Genomic DNA, 16,560 nt, shown 5'->3' with positions numbered 1-16,560 from the left:
ATTTACCACGCGATCAGTAAAACGAGGCCCAGACATACGCAAAGCGTAAAGAGGGAGAGATCCATTAACAGGGGATGCCAGATTTCATCAGAGTATATCCGGTCACGCAGGAGTCGGTGAATAAACAACCAGATAACGAACCCAAGCGCAAAGGCTTTAAAGAATGGCGGAAAGTAAACAGATGCTCCCAACATGAGATCTTGTAAGGGCAATCCTGTGGCGTTGAGTATACACTTCACAAGCAATGTTCCTTTGCGTCAGACATCGATGCTTTAGTTTTAGCCAAAACTGAAGCTACAGGTGCCAGGTGCGCACTATGTCTGAAAAAATGTCTATTGGTAAGCAAATTTAGCAATACATTTGTTTTGAGAATACAAATACTGCACACTATTCTAAAATCAGCATAATAACTTAGCAAGCTAATTATAAGGAGATGAAATTGGAATCGCCACTAGGTTCTGATCTGGCACGGTTGGTGCGCATTTGGCGTGCTCTGATTGACCATCGCCTCAAGCCTCTGGAATTGACGCAGACACATTGGGTCACGTTGCACAATATTCATCAATTGCCGCCTGACCAGTCGCAGATTCAATTGGCTAAAGCGATAGGCATTGAGCAGCCATCGCTGGTACGCACGTTGGATCAACTTGAAGATAAGGGGCTAATTTCGCGGCAAACCTGCGCCAGCGATCGTCGCGCTAAGCGCATTAAACTGACCGAAAAAGCGGAGCCGCTGATCGCTGAGATGGAAGCGGTCATTCATAAAACGCGCGGTGAAATTTTGGCTGGGATTTCTTCAGAGGAGATTGAGCTTCTGATTAAACTTGTCGCTAAACTTGAACACAATATTATGGAATTGCACTCTCACGATTGAGGTGCAGGGGCATACGTGTGGCCATGTGACCACACGTAAAGCCTGGTTTAGCGTGGAGAGACAGTAACCTGGCTGCCGTTGCTGGCCAGCACGACACGCTGACCTGCCGAGAAACGCGTATTTCCTTGTTTCTGCACAACCATAATGGTGTTGCCATCGTCTTTACGAATTTCCAGTTCCACACCCTGGGTTTTATTCATTGCGCTCTGGACGCCCTGGCCCGCTACGCCACCAGCCACCGCGCCTGCCGCGGTCGCCAGTGAGCGACCCGTACCGCCGCCGATAGTGTTGCCGAGGAACCCGCCCAACACCGCGCCGCCGATAGCGCCAATCACGTTAGAATCATCACCGCCCTGAATTTGAACCGGACGAACGTTAACGATAGTACCGTACGTTACATTCTGAACTTGTTTAGCCTCGGATGCGGTATAAACATCACCCGAAAGGCTATCATTGTTAACACACCCAGCTAAGGATAACCCCATCAGTGAAACGGCCAGTACACGTTTAATCATTTACCCATCTCCTGTTCTTCACGAAACGCTATTTCAGCATCCCTATAGCTAAATTATATGGCATTTATGCAGTTAAGGTCATATCTTCTGCCGAAAGAATGTAAAAATCATAATCAGAAGTTAATTAACTAATCTTAAACGAAGTGGGAAGCAAGAAAAGATAGGTTATTGATATCCGTGGACGGCACGGCAAAAAACGTGACGCGGGCATCGCATTGCAAAATACGTTATGCCGAGTGTTAAGGCTTAACCCAGCTTAATAAGGAAGAGGTATGAAATCGGGCCGTTTTATTGGCGTTATGTCCGGGACCAGCCTTGATGGCGTGGATGTTGTACTGGCGGCAATTGATGAAACCATGGTTGCGCAACAGGCAAGTCTCACCTGGCCCATTCCCGTTCATCTGAAAAAAGGCATTCTCGATATTTGCCAGGGACAACCGCTTACGCTCTCGCAACTCGGCCAGCTGGATACCCAGTTAGGCCGGCTTTTTGCACAGGCGGTTAATGCGCTGTTAGCGCAACAACGTTTGCAGCCGCGGGATATCGTCGCCATTGGTTGTCATGGGCAAACGGTCTGGCATGAGCCGACCGGCGAGGCCCCGCATACGCTGCAAATTGGCGATAATAATCACATCGTCGCCCATACGGGAATTACAGTGGTCGGCGATTTTCGGCGGCGGGATATTGCGCTGGGCGGACAAGGCGCGCCGCTGGTGCCCGCTTTCCATCACGCGCTGTTGGGACATCCGACGGAAAAACGTATGGTCCTGAATATCGGCGGCATCGCCAATTTATCTCTGCTTTTCCCCGGACAGGCGGTGCGCGGGTACGACACGGGGCCGGGTAATATGTTGATGGATGCGTGGATTTGGCGACAATGCGCGCAGCCCTACGACAAAGACGCGGCATGGGCGAAAGAAGGTCAGGTTATTCTTCCATTGCTGCAAAAGATGTTGCGCGATCCGTACTTTGCTGCGTCGGCGCCCAAAAGTACAGGTCGCGAATATTTCAACTATGGCTGGTTAGAGCGTCATCTTACGGCTTTCCCTGGCGCAGACGCGCGCGATGTACAGGCCACGCTGGCGGAGCTGACGGCGGTCTCCATCGCCCAACAGGTGCTGCTCAATGGCGGCTGCGAGCGGCTGATGGTCTGTGGCGGCGGAAGCCGGAATCCGTTAGTGATGGCCCGTCTGGCGGCGCTGTTGCCCGGTATCGAGGTTTCGACCACCGATAAGGCGGGGATCAGCGGCGATGATATGGAAGCGCTGGCCTTTGCATGGCTTGCCTGGCGAACGCTCGCGGGCCTGCCGGGAAATTTACCTTCCGTGACGGGGGCTGCAGAAGCCAGTGTTTTAGGCGCTATTTACCCGGCTAACCCAATAACTCAGAGTTAACTGAATTTTTCCCGGACCTTATATCGGTAAACTAGCAAGGTCAGGAAGGGGCGTTTGCCCTTCCAGAAGCAGGAGAGCTTTCGGGATATGCCTATGAAAAAGATCGTAATAATGTGTTTACCTGTGCTGCTGACCGGCTGTAGCGTTTATCAACAATTTGTTGAACGTATGCAAACGGATACGCTGGAATACCAGTGTGATGAGAAGCCGCTTACCGTTAAAGTCAATAACCCGCGTGAAGAGGTCAGTTTTGTTTATGACAATAAGCTGCTGACCCTGAAGCAAGGAATCTCGGCCTCGGGCGCGCGTTATACCGACGGGATTTATGTTTTCTGGTCGCAAGGCGAGAGCGCCACGGTCTATAAACGAGACAGAATTGTGCTTAATAACTGTCAGTTACAAAATCCGAAGCGTTGAGATTTTCAGTATGGGGGCGCACAATAGCGCCACCCACTGATTATTTCTGATCAACGCCATGTCTGATAACGACCAATTGCAGCAGATCGCGCATCTGCGCCGTGAATACACGAAAGGCGGCTTGCGTCGCCGCGATTTACCCGCTGAACCGTTAACCTTATTTGAGCGCTGGCTTGGGCAAGCGTGCGACGCCAGACTGGCCGATCCGACGGCAATGGTCGTGGCGACCGTAGATGACAAGGGGCAACCGTACCAGCGTATTGTATTGCTCAAGCATTATGATGAAAAAGGCCTGGTCTTTTATACCAACCTGGGAAGCCGCAAGGCGCATCAAATTGAGCACAATCCGCGTATCAGTCTGTTATTTCCCTGGCATATGCTTGAACGCCAGGTGATGGTGACAGGCAAAGCCGAGCGTCTCTCCACACTTGAGGTGGTGAGGTATTTCCACAGCCGTCCGCGCGACAGCCAGATCGGCGCATGGGTCTCTAAACAATCCAGCCGCATTTCCGCGCGCGGTATCCTCGAAAGCAAATTCCTGGAGCTCAAGCAGAAGTTTCAACAGGGCGAAGTGCCGCTACCCAGCTTCTGGGGCGGTTTTCGCGTGAGTATTGAACAGATGGAGTTCTGGCAGGGCGGCGAACATCGTCTGCACGATCGCTTTTTATACCAACGCGACGACGGCGCATGGAAAATCGACCGTCTTGCGCCCTAAAGATGCAAAAATCTTGTTTTAAGCACTGGTGCGGATGAATCCGCCGTTTTATGCTATGTCTCTTTCGCGTCTGGCGAAAAGTCGTGTACCGGCAAAGGTGCAGTCGTTTTATACATGGAGATTTTGATGGCAAGCAGTAACTTGATTAAACAATTGCAAGAGCGGGGGCTGGTAGCCCAGGTGACGGACGAAGACGCGTTGGCAGAGCGACTGGCGCAAGGCCCGATCGCGCTCTATTGCGGCTTCGATCCTACCGCTGACAGCTTGCATTTGGGGCATCTGGTTCCATTGTTATGCCTGAAACGCTTCCAGCAGGCAGGGCACAAACCTGTTGCGCTGGTAGGCGGCGCGACCGGTCTGATTGGCGACCCGAGCTTCAAAGCTGCCGAGCGTAAACTGAACACTGAAGAGACCGTTCAGGAGTGGGTGGCGAAAATTCGTAAACAGGTTGCCCCATTCCTGGACTTTGATTGCGGCGAAAACTCTGCCATCGCGGCCAATAACTATGACTGGTTCGGCAGCATGAATGTGCTGACTTTCCTGCGCGATATCGGTAAACATTTTTCCGTTAATCAGATGATCAACAAAGAAGCGGTGAAGCAGCGTCTGAACCGTGACGATCAGGGTATCTCTTTCACGGAGTTCTCTTATAACCTGCTACAGGGGTACGACTTCGCTTGTCTGAATAAACTGCACGGCGTTGCCTTACAGATTGGCGGTTCTGACCAGTGGGGGAACATCACTTCCGGTATCGACCTGACCCGTCGCCTGCACCAGAATCAGGTATTTGGTTTGACCGTTCCGCTGATCACCAAAGCTGACGGCACGAAATTCGGTAAAACCGAAGGCGGCGCTGTCTGGCTGGATCCGAAGAAAACCAGTCCGTACAAATTCTACCAGTTCTGGATTAACACCGCAGATGCCGATGTTTATCGCTTCCTGAAATTCTTCACTTTTATGGACATTGAAGAGATCAATGCCCTGGAAGAAGAAGATAAAAACAGCGGTAAAGCGCCGCGCGCGCAGTATGTGCTGGCCGAGCAGGTGACGCGCCTGGTTCATGGTGAAGAGGGGCTGGTTGCGGCGAAACGGATCACTGAATGCCTGTTCAGCGGTTCACTGAGCGCGCTGAGCGAAGCTGACTTTGAGCAGTTGGCGCAGGACGGCGTACCGATGGTTGAAATGGAAAAAGGCGCCGACCTGATGCAGGCGCTGGTAGACGCCGAACTCCAGCCGTCGCGTGGTCAGGCGCGTAAGACTATCGCCTCCAACGCTGTCACTATCAATGGTGAAAAACAATCCGATCCTGAATACATCTTTAACGATGAGGACCGTCTGTTTGGCCGCTATACCTTATTACGTCGCGGCAAAAAGAACTATTGTCTGATTTGCTGGAAATAAGGCATTAAGTAACAGGGAGTGAGAAATCACTCCCTTATTTTTGATGTTCAGGTAAAAAAATGAAGAATATCCTCGCTATCCAGTCCCATGTTGTTTTCGGACATGCGGGCAACAGCGCCGCCGAATTTCCCATGCGCCGTCTTGGCGCGAATGTTTGGCCGCTGAATACCGTTCAGTTTTCTAACCACACGCAATATGGTAAATGGACCGGCTGTGTCATGCCGCCCAGCCATCTGACTGAGATTGTCCAGGGGATTGCGGACATTGGCCAGTTAGCGCACTGCGACGCCGTACTTAGCGGTTACCTGGGATCTGCCGAGCAGGGAGAACACATTCTCGGTATTGTGCGCCAGGTTAAAGCAGCAAATCCGCAGGCAAAATATTTCTGTGATCCCGTGATGGGGCATCCGGAAAAGGGTTGTATCGTGGCGCCTGGCGTCGCAGAGTTCCATGTGCGTTATGCGCTACCCGCCAGCGATATTATCGCGCCTAACCTGATTGAACTGGAAATTCTCAGCAAACATAGCGTGAATAATGTGAATGACGCCGTGCAGGCGGCGCGAGAACTGATTGCTCAGGGGCCAGAAATTGTACTGGTAAAACATCTCGCCCGCGCCGGTTACAGTTCAGAACGCTTTGAAATGCTGCTGGTGACAGCGCAGGAAGCCTGGCATATTAGCCGTCCGCTGGTGGATTTCGGCTCACGTCAGCCGGTTGGCGTTGGCGATGTCACCAGTGGTTTATTGCTGGTCAAACTTTTGCAGGGCGCGACGTTGCAGCAGGCGCTGGAGCACGTTACGGCGGCAGTCTATGAGATTATGATCGCCACCAAAACGATGCAGGAGTACGAACTGCAGGTCGTGGCGGCCCAGGACAGGATCGCTAACCCTGAACATTACTTCAGCGCAACGCGGCTGTAATTATTGCTGCTAAAAAGAGGCCGGATGGCGCTACAGCGAGCTATCCGGCAACATGACATTAATTCAGTCCTTCCGCTTTAAGCGCTGCCGCAACGGTCGGTCTTTTTGCGACACGCTGCATATAACTTTCAATATGCGTTAACCCGTCCATATTCAGTTTTACGCCATAGGCCCAACGCAATACGGTAAACAGATAAGCGTCTGCAATGGTAAAACGCTGGCCGCAAATCCACTGGTCGTCTGAAAGCGACTCATCCACATACTGCAATTTCTTTTCCAGACCGGCGCGAACGGCGGGTTTGAGTGTTTCTGGCGTGTCAGGGCGGAACAGCGGGGTAAAGCCTTTATGCAGTTCCGTTGCAATATAGTTGAGCCATTCCAGCGTATGATAACGAGCAAGACTACTTACCGGCGCCAGAAGCTGGCGGTCGGGAACGCTGTCGGCGAGGTACTGCATAATGGCGACGCCTTCAGTCAACAGTGTGCCGTCATCCAGCAGCAGAGCCGGAACCTGTCCTTTAGGGTTGACTGCCAGGTAATCATCACCGTTTTCCAGGCGTTTTTTTGCGAGATCGACGCCATCAAGCGTAAAGTCTTTGCCAATTTCGCGCAGGGTAATATGGGAAGCAAGAGAGCAGGCACCCGGTTTGTAGAACAGTTTCATCGGTAACTCCTTTTTGCTGAGGTTTAAAGTATGGTAGTGCGGGGACGAGCAAAAAAAAGCCGCTAACGCACAGTTAGCGGCCTGAATGTTGTTTCCCGGAAAATTAAACTGTAGCGGCTTTAGAGCCTTTTTCAGCGGTATCATCGTCCTGGGTCATACGGTTCAGCTTAGGCGCTGTCAGCAGCATCAGGACGGCGATAACGGCGGTTGCTATGCCAATCTGCATAAATACGCGACCATAGACTTCCAGGGACATCAGTGGGTCAGTCACGTCGCTCGGCACAGCCATCAGGTTGGCGACATAGCCGCCGATGATGTTAGCGCCTGCCGTTGTCAGGAACCAGCTACCCATGATGAAACCCATCAGACGCTGCGGAACCAACTGTGCGACCATTGCCAGTCCCAGACCGGAGATCATCAGCTCACCGATACTTTGCAGGCCGTAGCTTGCGATCAGCCAGTTTACGGATACGATGCCGGCATCGTTCGCAAATTTGGCGCCCAGCGGCAGAATCAGGAACGCGCCGGAACACAGCACCATACCAATGGCGAATTTCATCGGCATCGGCAGCGTATCGCCCATCCTGTTATAGATAGCGGCCAGAATCGGGCTGCCGATAATGATCCAGAATGGGTTCAGCGCCTGATACTGTTCCGGTTCGAACGCGATACCGAGAATAGAGTGCTCGACGTTACGAATGGCAAAGAAGTTCAGCGACGTCGGCATCTGGCTGTACAGTACGAAGAAGATAATCGCCTGCAGCATCAAAATAAAGGCGACGATCATTTTACGGCGAGCCGCGCCGTGCATGGAAAACGCTTCTTTACCGAAGATAATGACGATGCCAAGAGCGATTACGCCCAGCACCATACGCGCGATATCCTGGTTGTGCAGCAGCCAGGTGGCGACCGCAATCAGAACGACAATACCGACGATTGTCAGCAGCAGATTACGGAAGTTGATCGGTTCAAAGTCGGGTTTGGAACCGTAGCTTTTCACCCAGCGCTGGCAGAAAGCAAAGTTAACGACGGTTATCAGCATACCGACGACGCTAAGCGCAAACGCGGTGCTCCAGCCATAACGCGCCGCCAGCCACGGCGTCGCCAGCATAGAGAAGAAGGAGCCGATGTTGACGGACATATAATACATCGTAAATGCGCCGTCGAGACGCGGATCGTCCTTCGCGTAACAGGTAGACAGCAGGGAAGACGGGTTAGCTTTAAACAGACCGTTACCCACAGCGATAGCCGCCATGCCCATATAGACGATGCCAGCGTCATGACCAGACCATGCGACCAGCGCATAACCGATAGCCAGCACCACGGCACCCAGCATAATAACGCGTTTGGTGCCCAGAATTTTATCACCTAACCAACCGCCAATGGCGACCAGGCCGTACACCAGCGCACTGAAGGAAGAGAAAAGGGTGATGGAATCCGCTTCTGACATACCCAGTTGTTTTACCAGGTAGACGGCCATAATGCCTTGCAGGCCGTAATAACCAAAACGCTCCCATAACTCTATCGAGAAGATGAGATAGAACGCCTTCGGTTGTTTGAAAGCGTTCAAACTGACGCTTTCAGTTGGTTTTTTGTTTGCAGTAGACACTTTTACCTCTTTTTTACGCCCCGTATTAACAGGGATTGTCTGGCGCGTGATGAGTCAGACTCATCCGTCCGATTGTTATATTGGAGGGGAAACGGCAGGTAATGTTCACTATCTTTCCTCTCCAGACAAGAGCTTTGTAATAATCTGTTACATATAACTCTTCTGGTTGAATCGTCCGATGTCAGAAATGTTATCCAGCGTTAAATTTCTTCATTTGAAGAATGGCAGATTTTTACACTGCAAAAAGGCCATTAGTTTGGGTGAAAGGCGATATCTTCTGCTATTTAAGGTGAAAAGCAGTGATATAGGCCATTATCTGAAAAAATGGCAGAGTAATGTTTTGTAGTGAAAACGGGGTGTCAGTCTATCCGGTTGTAAATGTAACCTTAGGTGTCATTAAATTTTACATGAAGTTATCAAAGTGATCCTGATCACGGATAGATAGAATTTTTTGCGATTAAAAAAATGATTAACCTGACGTGGAGTGAAAACGAAAGCACATTACATCAGAAAAAGGACAGAGACTGGAATGATTGATGGCTAAAATAGATCCAGGCCGAAGGTGGGAGCGCGCTGGCGTGACGGACGCACTCCGACCATATCAAATATCGACTTTTTCTTTGTATTCGCAAAGATCTTCAATGAGGCAGGAGCCGCAGCGGGGTTTTCGGGCTATACAGGTATAGCGGCCATGCAAAATTAACCAGTGATGGCAGTCCACTTTGAACTCATTCGGCACCACTTTCAGCAACTTCTCTTCTACCTGCTCGACATTTTTACCCGGCGCGAACTGTGTTCGGTTGCATACACGAAATATATGCGTATCAACGGCGATGGTCGGCCAGCCGAAGGCGGTATTTAGTACTACGTTAGCGGTTTTACGCCCCACGCCGGGAAGCGCTTCCAGCGCCGCCCGATCCTCCGGCACTTCGCCATTATGCTTGTCCAGTAAAATACGGCAGGTCTTAATCACGTTTTCCGCTTTACTGTTAAATAAACCGATGGTTTTGATATAGGATTTCACGCCTTCTACGCCCAGTTCCAGCATCGCGGCTGGCGTATTGGCGACCGGGTAAAGTTTGGCGGTAGCCTTGTTCACGCTGACGTCGGTTGCCTGCGCGGAAAGCAACACGGCAATCAGCAACTCAAACGGCGACGTGAAATTGAGTTCCGTTGTGGGGTGCGGATTGTTGTCGCGCAGGCGCGTCAGAATTTCCAGCCTTTTTGCTTTGTTCATCAGACTTTCCCTGTTTCACCTGCCGGAACAGCGGAAGGCGCGGTTTCGGCGCGGCGTTTCTTCATTTTTTCATCAATAAGATATTTTACCGCCAGCATGAGTCCCAGACCGATAAACGCGCCTGGCGGCAGCATCGCCAGCAGGAAAGGCGAGTCGGTGTGAAATATCTCGACCCGTAATACTTTTGCCCAGCCTCCCAGCAGGCTATCCGCGCCATCGAAAAGCGTACCATTCCCGAGGATCTCGCGCAGCGAACCCAGCACGAACATCGCGCCTGTCGCGCCCATGCCGATGGAAAAACCGTCCAACGCGGAAAGCCACGGTCCTTTTTTCGCGGCAAACGCTTCGGCGCGACCAACAACAATGCAGTTCGTTACAATCAGAGGAATAAAAATCCCTAAAGACTGATACAAACCGAACGCATACGCATTGATCAGCATCTGTACTGCGCTTACCACCGAGGCAATGATCATGACGTAAATCGGGATACGGATTTCTGCCGGCGTCCAGCGACGTAGTGCGGACACCGTAAGGTTGGTCAGCGTTAATACCAGCGTTGTGGCCAGACCCAGCCCCAGAGCGTTGGTTGCCGTAGACGTCACCGCCAGTAAAGGGCACAGGCCAAGTAGCTGCACCAGAGCAGAGTTATTTTTCCATAACCCCTGAACAACAATGTCTTTTATTTCGCTCATGGCTATTCTCCACAGGCGGTTAAATGGGGGAGCTGAGCGGGCAGTGATTCGGCGTACAGCCCGGCGCGTTTAACCGCATTCACTACGGCGCGCGGCGTTATTGTCGCCCCGGTAAATTGATCAAAATCACCGCCATCTTTTTTCACCGCCCAGTGCGTATCATTTTCACCGCTGATGGTTTTACCGCTAAAGTGGGTAATCCAGTCAGACAAACGGCGCTCAATTTTATCCCCTAACCCTGGCGTCTCATGATGTTCCGTCACACGCGTCCCCAGGACGGTACCGTTGAAATCTGCGCCAACAATAAGCTGGATAGCGCCGGAATAGCCATCTGGCGCGGTGGCCTCAATGATGGCCGCTACGGGTTTATCATCCTTGCGAGCGATAAAAACACGGTGTGTGCCTTTGCCGAGGGCGGGCGCATCGACCAGATAACAGCTCTCTTGCAGATTATTATTGTAACGATCTGGCGGCAATACCTGATCGAACAGGGCATGCTGTTGTTGCAGCGCTTGTTCGTGGATGGTTGATTTTGTCATCTGATTAATCACCGCGGTCAATCCCGTAGAGCCTGCGGCAAAAAGCGCCAGCGTAATACCGTGTTTACGAATCGTTTTCAGCATGGTTTATCCTTTGCGATGTCCATAGACGCGGGGGCGCGTGTAGTAGTCGATCAGAGGAACCGTGATATTTGCCAACAGGACAGCAAAAGCAACGCCGTCCGGATAGCCACCGAAGCTACGAATCAGCCACACTAATACCCCAGCCAGCGCGCCGAAAATTAAACGTCCACGGTTGGTCGTGGAGGCGGTAACCGGATCCGTTAAGATAAAAAATGCGCCCAGCATGGTGGCGCCTGACAGCAGATGAAGCTGCGGCGAGGCCAGCGTAGCGGGCGAGAAAAGCCAACCTAACGCGGCGCATAGCGCCAGCGTCAGCAGAAAACTGACCGGGATATGCCAGCGGATGGCTTTTTGCCACAGCAGGAATACGCCGCCGACAAGCCAGGCGAGGTTAACCCACTGCCAGCCCACGCCAGCCAGCGCGCCGCTGTATATCGGGTACTGCATGATTTGCTCAACGGAGTGCCCGGCGCGCAAGGACGTTTTAAACGTATCCAGCGGCGTCGCCTGGCTGATACCGTCAATACCGATACGTAGCAGCGTCATATCGCCGCCGCTGGCGGTATGCCCGGTAAAAATCATCCGCAACGTGTCCAGCATATCGGGCGTTGTTGCGGCTATTTCATAAGGCGGCAACCAGCTTGTCATTTGCACCGGAAAGGAAATTAATAGCACCACGTAACCGATCATGGCCGGATTAAAGGGGTTTTGTCCCAGCCCGCCATATAACTGTTTAGCGATAATAATGGCGAATCCGGTTCCCAGCACGACCATCCACCAGGGCGCGAGCGGAGGGATGCTGACCGCCAGCAAAAGCCCCGTCAATAACGCGGAATAATCCTGCAGGTGACTGGCGACCGATTGTTTGCGCAGCCTGAGGACAATGGCTTCCGCGCCGAGCGCCGTGATAGCAGCCAGAACGATCTGGAAAAGCGTTCCCCAACCAAAAAACCACGTCTGCGCGGCAATCCCCGGCAGAGCGGCGATTACTACCAGCAACATGATTCGCGATGTCTGGCGCTGGTTATGGGTATAAGGCGAGCTTGCGATTCTGAATACCATTTAATCCTCGTTAACAACCTGCTGCTGTGCTGCTTTTTTTGCCTGAACGCGGGCGATCGCCGCAGCAACAGCGGCTTTACGCGGATCGACCGGTTCGGCAGGTTCGCTTCCGGCCTGCTGCTCCTGCTTACGGGCTTTGGCGCGGGCGATAGCCGCTTCCACCGCGGCTTTACGCGGGTCGGCCGGTTCGGCAGGTTCGCTTCCGGCCTGCTGCTCCTGTTTGCGGGCTTTGGCGCGGGCGATAGCCGCCTCCACCGCGGCTTTACGTGGGTCGGCCGGTTCGGCAGGTTCGCTTCCGGCCTGCTGCTCCTGTTTGCGGGCTTTGGCGCGGGCGATGGCCGCCTCCACTGCGGCTTTACGCGGGTCGCCGCCGGATATCGCGCTGTCAGCCACCGGATGAGCGGCTTGTTTAGCGCGCGCTTGCGCTTTACGCGCTTCACGGGCCGCGATGACGGCGCTATTGTCTGGCAGACTACCCGCCTGAATAACCACCGGTTGCGTGGCCTGCGCCTGTTTCTCTTTTACCCGCGCCAGCGCAGCGGCAATGGCATCCTGATCTTTTGCCGCTGGTTGTACCGCTGCGCTCTTATGACGTGCAAGGCGGGCGGCTTTTTCGCGCTCCAGTCTTGCCTGACGAGCCTCAAAACGCGCTTTGGCTTCGGCGGCGCGTTTTTCTTCAAGCCTGATCGCATTAATCTCCGCTTTTTCCTGACGGAAATATTGGACGAGCGGAATATTACTGGGGCAGACCCAGGCGCAGGCGCCGCATTCTATACAATCAGCAATATGGTGAGCGGTAGCCTTGTCATGCTGCTGCCCTTTGCTGAACCAATAAAGCTGCTGCGGTAAAAGGTCGGCAGGGCAAGCGTCAGCGCAAGCGCTGCAACGAATACAGCTTTTCTCTTCCTGAGGCGCTCCCATTTCAGTCACGGATGGCGCCAGCAGGCAGTTGGTGATTTTTACGACCGGTACGTCAAGCCAGGGAAGGGTGAATCCCATCAACGGGCCGCCCATGATGACCATCTGGTCAGCAGAAGGGCAGAACCCGGCATCGTTAAGCAAATGACGAACGGGAGTGCCGAGCCGCGCCCAGACGTTACCCGGGCGGCTTACCGCTTCACCCGTTAAGGTGACGACGCGTTCTGTGATCGGTTCGCCGTCAATCACGGCGCGTTTAACGGCATAAGCCGTACCGACGTTTTGCATCAGCACGCCAATATCAGAGGAGCGCCCGCCGTGGGGAACCTGTTTTCCCGTCAGTATTTGGGTAAGCTGTTTTGCGCCGCCGGAAGGGTATTTGGTTGGGATCACACGTAACGAAATATCGTGAGCGTCAGCCAGTACGGCGCGCAGCATGGAAATAGCCTGCGGTTTGTTATCTTCAATGCCGATTAATACCTCACGCGGTTGCAGAATATGCGCCAGGATGCGAATACCTTCCACAATCTGCGCGGCGCAGTCCTGCATCAGACGATCGTCCGCCGTAATGTAAGGTTCGCACTCTGCGGCATTGATAATAAGCGTGGTGATTTTATCGCCGCCGCCCTGCAATTTAACGCCGGTGGGAAACCCTGCGCCGCCAAGCCCGGCAACGCCATACTGATGAATGCGTTCAATGAGCGCTTCACGGCTGTGGGCGCGGTAATCAGACCAGCCATCACGCTCAATCCAGCGGTCCTCGCCGTCGGCATCAATGATGACGCTTAACTCCGCCAGCGCCGAAGGATGCGCCGTCGAGTGGGGGGTAATAGCGATAACCGTCCCGGAGGTGGGCGCGTGTACCGGCAGCATTCTCCCACGTCCACGGGTAAGCGCCTGGCCGCGTAGCACGCGATCGCCGACGCTAACGCACAGCTCGCCCTCAGCGCCAATGTGCTGTTTTAAAGGGATAACAAAGCGCGGCGCTAAAGGCACCTGGCGCAGCGGCGTGCCGTTTGACTGGGCCTTCATTTCGGGCGGATGAATACCACCGTCGAAATCCCAGATTTTATCTTTTCTGAAAGCGGAAAATAGTTTAAGCATGTTGTTCCACGGGAATGATGCGAACGGGAATGGTGTTCAAATCCCATTTCCAACTGTCGGGCGTCTCATTCACCGGACGTAATTCGATGCAGTGCGTCGGACACGGATCGACGCACAGATTACAGCCAGTACAGAGATCGCTCATGACCGTGTGCATGGCGCGCGTTGCGCCAACGATGGCGTCAACCGGGCAGGCCTGAATGCATTTTGTGCAGCCAATGCAGTTATTTTCATCAATAACTGCCAGCATACGTACTGGCGCGGCCTGCTGTTCTTCACCATCGCATGGTTGCGGCTCTACGTTTAGCAGCTCTGCCATTTTCAGCATGACGGCTTCGCCGCCGGGCGCGCAACGATTGATTTTCTCGCCCTGCAGACCCACGGCTTCGGCGTAGGGGCGACAGCCGGGATAGCCGCACTGACCACACTGGCTCTGCGGCAAAATCGCATCGATTTTTTCAACAACCGGATCATCTTCAACCGCGAATCGGCGGGAGGCATAACCCAGAATGGCGCCGAACACCAGGCCCAGAAGGGTCAGGGCGCCAACGGCAATCCAGATAGTATTCATTACAACTTCACCAAACCACTAAAGCCCATAAAGGCCAAAGACATTAACCCTGCGGTAATCAATGCTATCGCGTTACCACGAAAAGGGGCGGGCACATCCGCCACGGCAAGGCGTTCGCGGATGGCGGCAAACAGAACCATCACTAATGAAAAACCGACGGCGGCGGAAAATCCGTACAGCGCCGACTGAAGAAAGTGATGACCGAGATTAATATTCAGTAACGCTACGCCCAGAACCGCACAGTTAGTGGTAATCAGTGGTAAGAAGATGCCTAACAAGCGGTATAACGCCGGGCTGGTTTTCCGTACAACCATTTCGGTAAATTGCACGACCACAGCAATGACGAGGATAAAGGCCAGCGTCCGCAGATAAATCAGATCCAGCGGAATAAGTATCCAGGTGTCGATAAGCCAGGCGCATATCGACGCCAGCGTCATGACAAAGGTCGTCGCGAGGCCCATCCCCATGGCGGTTTCCAGTTTTTTGGATACGCCCATAAAGGGACAAAGGCCCAGGAATTTGACCAGTACAAAGTTATTGACCAGTACAGTTCCGACAAAGAGCAGCAGGTAATCAGTCATGTTTCGGCCTGAAATAAAAAAGCCGCCTATTATCTGTCAAACTACCACAGGCGACAACAGGTTAACTGTAGGGTTATTACGGATTAACAAACGTTGTTTTAACGCGCGCTGAACGTTTGAGATAAGGCACAATGAGCGCCGTCGCCAACAGTGGGAAGAGTAACTGACGCACGGCAAAGGCATCTGAGACGGGCGAAAAGGCAAATGCTTTAACCGCCAGTAACACCGACACCAGCAGCCAGATAATGTAATGCTTCGGCACGCAGCGTCTGCGCTTGAAGAATGCGATCGTCAACCACAGGGTATAGTACCACATGGCGATAGCGGTAATAAATGAAATGCCCCATAGCAGTAAATTACCGGTTTCCTGTCCGCTAAGCGTCTTGAACGTTTGCGGTGTGGCAAGCGCCATAACGTAGAGTAATAACGCCAGCGAGGCGCTCAACAACGCGACTAACAGCCAGGCTAACGGGCCAAGAAGCCAGCCTCCAATTCGTTGTGGCGGTGTTGTAGTCATATCTTCTCCGGGGTTACGCGCATTAACGGTCATGCCGCTCATTTTGGGGCAAATATTATAAGGTTTTTGATGTTAAACGCTACTCTCTTTATTGCACATAGCGCCAGACGGATTGCGGGACCTGACCTACATCAAACAGGCGTCCTCCGGAAACCAGTTCGGCACGGCGGTGATCTGCAGCGCGATACATATTAACAATGTCCATGTCATCAGTAAGGGTATAGTTAAGGTGGTCGAACAGTTTTTCCAGACTTTCGAGCGAACTAATTTTGCGGAATTTTAATAGATAATCCTGAACAGTCATATAAAGTTGATCCATATTAAATATAATGCCAACGGAGTAGTCACTGATAAAAAATAAACAAAACCGCACCAGTGAGAGGTCAGGGGTGCAGGTAAAAAGGGAATATTCTTACCGGTAAAGAGTCAGGCGCCACAGGGCGCCTGGGGCGAAAGGTTAACGCGCTTTCCTACAACAGGCAATAAACGTCAGACCAGATAGGACATATTTCGTTTTTTTTGCCGGTTTTTGACTTTTCTTTGCACCCCCCGGGGCGCCGCTTACCGTACCACGCGAAAATGCCTTTACATTATCTGACGCTTACTTCTTCTGAACGGAAGCCGTGGGCTCTGGTGGTTGGTAATTGTCAATATGGTTGGCAATACCTAAAAGAATGACTGAGATAACGAGAACTATCCACCCAGTTAATTCAATAAGACGATTCATTATTGACGACATTTGCTTT

The 16,560-nt window shown here is 52.6% G+C and carries 20 protein-coding genes; 6 read left to right on the top strand and 14 right to left on the bottom strand.

The features are described from left to right. Window positions 1-2 precede the first annotated feature (2 nt). On the bottom strand, window positions 3-239 hold the full coding sequence (locus tag NA330_RS01685; RefSeq protein WP_000649755.1) for a DUF1656 domain-containing protein: 237 nt from the start codon (window positions 237-239) through the stop codon (window positions 3-5). Window positions 240-433: 194 nt separating this feature from the next. Here NA330_RS01685 and slyA point away from each other — a divergent pair, with 194 nt between their 5' ends. Beyond that, entirely contained in the window at window positions 434-874 is a 441-nt protein-coding gene (gene slyA / locus NA330_RS01680) for a transcriptional regulator SlyA (RefSeq protein WP_000764552.1), read from the top strand. Window positions 875-921: 47 nt separating this feature from the next. Here the strand turns inward: slyA and slyB are convergent, their stop codons facing one another. Further along, window positions 922-1,389 carry an outer membrane lipoprotein SlyB gene (gene slyB / locus NA330_RS01675; RefSeq protein WP_000597179.1) on the bottom strand — a complete coding sequence of 156 codons (468 nt, stop codon included), beginning with the start codon at window positions 1,387-1,389 and terminating at the stop codon, window positions 922-924. Window positions 1,390-1,661: 272 nt separating this feature from the next. On the opposite strand from slyB, the gene anmK reads away from it, so the two are divergent. The 5 genes from anmK (at window position 1,662) to pdxY (ending at window position 6,236) form a co-directional block, all read left to right on the top strand. Further along, complete coding sequence (anmK, locus tag NA330_RS01670) at window positions 1,662-2,783, top strand: anhydro-N-acetylmuramic acid kinase (protein WP_000835020.1); 1,122 nt, start codon at window positions 1,662-1,664, stop codon at window positions 2,781-2,783. 87 nt (window positions 2,784-2,870) lie between these two features. Continuing rightward, window positions 2,871-3,200: a C-type lysozyme inhibitor gene (mliC, locus tag NA330_RS01665; RefSeq protein WP_001132091.1), complete on the top strand. Its 330-nt coding sequence runs from the start codon at window positions 2,871-2,873 to the stop codon at window positions 3,198-3,200. Between the two features lie 58 nt (window positions 3,201-3,258). Then, the gene (gene pdxH, locus NA330_RS01660) at window positions 3,259-3,915 is read left to right on the top strand and encodes a pyridoxamine 5'-phosphate oxidase (protein WP_001282334.1); all 657 of its coding nucleotides are present in this window, start codon (window positions 3,259-3,261) and stop codon (window positions 3,913-3,915) included. Window positions 3,916-4,041: 126 nt separating this feature from the next. Next, a complete protein-coding gene (tyrS, locus tag NA330_RS01655) occupies window positions 4,042-5,316 on the top strand; it encodes a tyrosine--tRNA ligase (protein ID WP_000168626.1) in 1,275 nt (424 codons plus the stop codon). 59 nt (window positions 5,317-5,375) lie between these two features. After that, the gene (gene pdxY, locus NA330_RS01650) at window positions 5,376-6,236 is read left to right on the top strand and encodes a pyridoxal kinase PdxY (protein WP_000789736.1); all 861 of its coding nucleotides are present in this window, start codon (window positions 5,376-5,378) and stop codon (window positions 6,234-6,236) included. Window positions 6,237-6,294: 58 nt separating this feature from the next. Here pdxY and gstA read toward each other — a convergent pair whose 3' ends face one another. The 12 genes from gstA to blr all read right to left on the bottom strand — a co-directional run bounded on the left by gstA (window position 6,295) and on the right by blr (window position 16,541). Further along, window positions 6,295-6,900 carry a glutathione transferase GstA gene (gstA, locus tag NA330_RS01645; RefSeq protein WP_000765727.1) on the bottom strand — a complete coding sequence of 202 codons (606 nt, stop codon included), beginning with the start codon at window positions 6,898-6,900 and terminating at the stop codon, window positions 6,295-6,297. Window positions 6,901-7,003: 103 nt separating this feature from the next. Beyond that, a complete protein-coding gene (gene dtpA / locus NA330_RS01640) occupies window positions 7,004-8,509 on the bottom strand; it encodes a dipeptide/tripeptide permease DtpA (RefSeq protein ID WP_000100911.1) in 1,506 nt (501 codons plus the stop codon). A gap of 601 nt (window positions 8,510-9,110) precedes the next feature. After that, window positions 9,111-9,746, bottom strand: a complete 636-nt coding sequence (gene nth / locus NA330_RS01635; RefSeq protein ID WP_001030318.1) for an endonuclease III — start codon at window positions 9,744-9,746, stop codon at window positions 9,111-9,113. Further along, on the bottom strand, window positions 9,746-10,438 hold the full coding sequence (locus NA330_RS01630; protein ID WP_001289628.1) for an electron transport complex subunit E: 693 nt from the start codon (window positions 10,436-10,438) through the stop codon (window positions 9,746-9,748). Before NA330_RS01630 ends, nth begins: the two co-directional genes overlap by 1 nt. A gap of 2 nt (window positions 10,439-10,440) precedes the next feature. Further along, a complete protein-coding gene (gene rsxG, locus NA330_RS01625) occupies window positions 10,441-11,061 on the bottom strand; it encodes an electron transport complex subunit RsxG (RefSeq protein ID WP_000920822.1) in 621 nt (206 codons plus the stop codon). A 3-nt stretch (window positions 11,062-11,064) separates the two neighbouring features. Continuing rightward, the gene (gene rsxD / locus NA330_RS01620) at window positions 11,065-12,123 is read right to left on the bottom strand and encodes an electron transport complex subunit RsxD (protein ID WP_023242042.1); all 1,059 of its coding nucleotides are present in this window, start codon (window positions 12,121-12,123) and stop codon (window positions 11,065-11,067) included. Then, the gene (gene rsxC / locus NA330_RS01615) at window positions 12,124-14,145 is read right to left on the bottom strand and encodes an electron transport complex subunit RsxC (RefSeq protein WP_023242043.1); all 2,022 of its coding nucleotides are present in this window, start codon (window positions 14,143-14,145) and stop codon (window positions 12,124-12,126) included. Then, window positions 14,138-14,716, bottom strand: a complete 579-nt coding sequence (gene rsxB, locus NA330_RS01610; protein ID WP_001092600.1) for an electron transport complex subunit RsxB — start codon at window positions 14,714-14,716, stop codon at window positions 14,138-14,140. The genes rsxC and rsxB overlap by 8 nt, the downstream gene beginning before the upstream one ends. Then, the gene (rsxA, locus tag NA330_RS01605; RefSeq protein WP_000133179.1) at window positions 14,716-15,297 is read right to left on the bottom strand and encodes an electron transport complex subunit RsxA; all 582 of its coding nucleotides are present in this window, start codon (window positions 15,295-15,297) and stop codon (window positions 14,716-14,718) included. The genes rsxB and rsxA overlap by 1 nt, the downstream gene beginning before the upstream one ends. 76 nt (window positions 15,298-15,373) lie before the next feature. Next, window positions 15,374-15,814 (bottom strand): DUF2569 domain-containing protein, encoded by a 441-nt coding sequence (locus NA330_RS01600; RefSeq protein WP_000214061.1) that lies wholly within the window; start codon window positions 15,812-15,814, stop codon window positions 15,374-15,376. 88 nt (window positions 15,815-15,902) lie between these two features. After that, complete coding sequence (ydgT, locus tag NA330_RS01595) at window positions 15,903-16,118, bottom strand: transcription modulator YdgT (protein WP_000217946.1); 216 nt, start codon at window positions 16,116-16,118, stop codon at window positions 15,903-15,905. A 297-nt stretch (window positions 16,119-16,415) separates the two neighbouring features. Further along, window positions 16,416-16,541, bottom strand: a complete 126-nt coding sequence (gene blr, locus NA330_RS01590) for a division septum protein Blr (RefSeq protein WP_001708800.1) — start codon at window positions 16,539-16,541, stop codon at window positions 16,416-16,418. Between the last annotated feature and the right edge of the window lie 19 nt (window positions 16,542-16,560).

The organism is Salmonella sp. NW722 (genome assembly GCF_051702785.1).
Lineage (GTDB): Bacteria > Pseudomonadota > Gammaproteobacteria > Enterobacterales > Enterobacteriaceae > Salmonella > Salmonella enterica.
The sequence above is the reverse complement of the archived record's forward strand: the minus strand, read 5'-3'. Positions and strand labels throughout refer to the sequence as shown.

Coding starts and splice junctions, on each gene's coding strand:
- tyrS (WP_000168626.1), top strand. CDS start 4,042: ATGGCAAGCAGTAACTTGATTAAACAATTGCAAGAGCGGGGGCTGGTA.
- slyA (WP_000764552.1), top strand. CDS start 434: ATGAAATTGGAATCGCCACTAGGTTCTGATCTGGCACGGTTGGTGCGC.
- rsxC (WP_023242043.1), bottom strand. CDS start 14,145: ATGCTTAAACTATTTTCCGCTTTCAGAAAAGATAAAATCTGGGATTTC.
- rsxG (WP_000920822.1), bottom strand. CDS start 11,061: ATGCTGAAAACGATTCGTAAACACGGTATTACGCTGGCGCTTTTTGCC.
- pdxY (WP_000789736.1), top strand. CDS start 5,376: ATGAAGAATATCCTCGCTATCCAGTCCCATGTTGTTTTCGGACATGCG.
- slyB (WP_000597179.1), bottom strand. CDS start 1,389: ATGATTAAACGTGTACTGGCCGTTTCACTGATGGGGTTATCCTTAGCT.
- NA330_RS01630 (WP_001289628.1), bottom strand. CDS start 10,438: ATGAGCGAAATAAAAGACATTGTTGTTCAGGGGTTATGGAAAAATAAC.
- rsxB (WP_001092600.1), bottom strand. CDS start 14,716: ATGAATACTATCTGGATTGCCGTTGGCGCCCTGACCCTTCTGGGCCTG.
- blr (WP_001708800.1), bottom strand. CDS start 16,541: ATGAATCGTCTTATTGAATTAACTGGGTGGATAGTTCTCGTTATCTCA.
- gstA (WP_000765727.1), bottom strand. CDS start 6,900: ATGAAACTGTTCTACAAACCGGGTGCCTGCTCTCTTGCTTCCCATATT.
- anmK (WP_000835020.1), top strand. CDS start 1,662: ATGAAATCGGGCCGTTTTATTGGCGTTATGTCCGGGACCAGCCTTGAT.
- ydgT (WP_000217946.1), bottom strand. CDS start 16,118: ATGACTGTTCAGGATTATCTATTAAAATTCCGCAAAATTAGTTCGCTC.
- NA330_RS01600 (WP_000214061.1), bottom strand. CDS start 15,814: ATGACTACAACACCGCCACAACGAATTGGAGGCTGGCTTCTTGGCCCG.
- rsxD (WP_023242042.1), bottom strand. CDS start 12,123: ATGGTATTCAGAATCGCAAGCTCGCCTTATACCCATAACCAGCGCCAG.
- pdxH (WP_001282334.1), top strand. CDS start 3,259: ATGTCTGATAACGACCAATTGCAGCAGATCGCGCATCTGCGCCGTGAA.
- rsxA (WP_000133179.1), bottom strand. CDS start 15,297: ATGACTGATTACCTGCTGCTCTTTGTCGGAACTGTACTGGTCAATAAC.
- mliC (WP_001132091.1), top strand. CDS start 2,871: ATGCCTATGAAAAAGATCGTAATAATGTGTTTACCTGTGCTGCTGACC.
- nth (WP_001030318.1), bottom strand. CDS start 9,746: ATGAACAAAGCAAAAAGGCTGGAAATTCTGACGCGCCTGCGCGACAAC.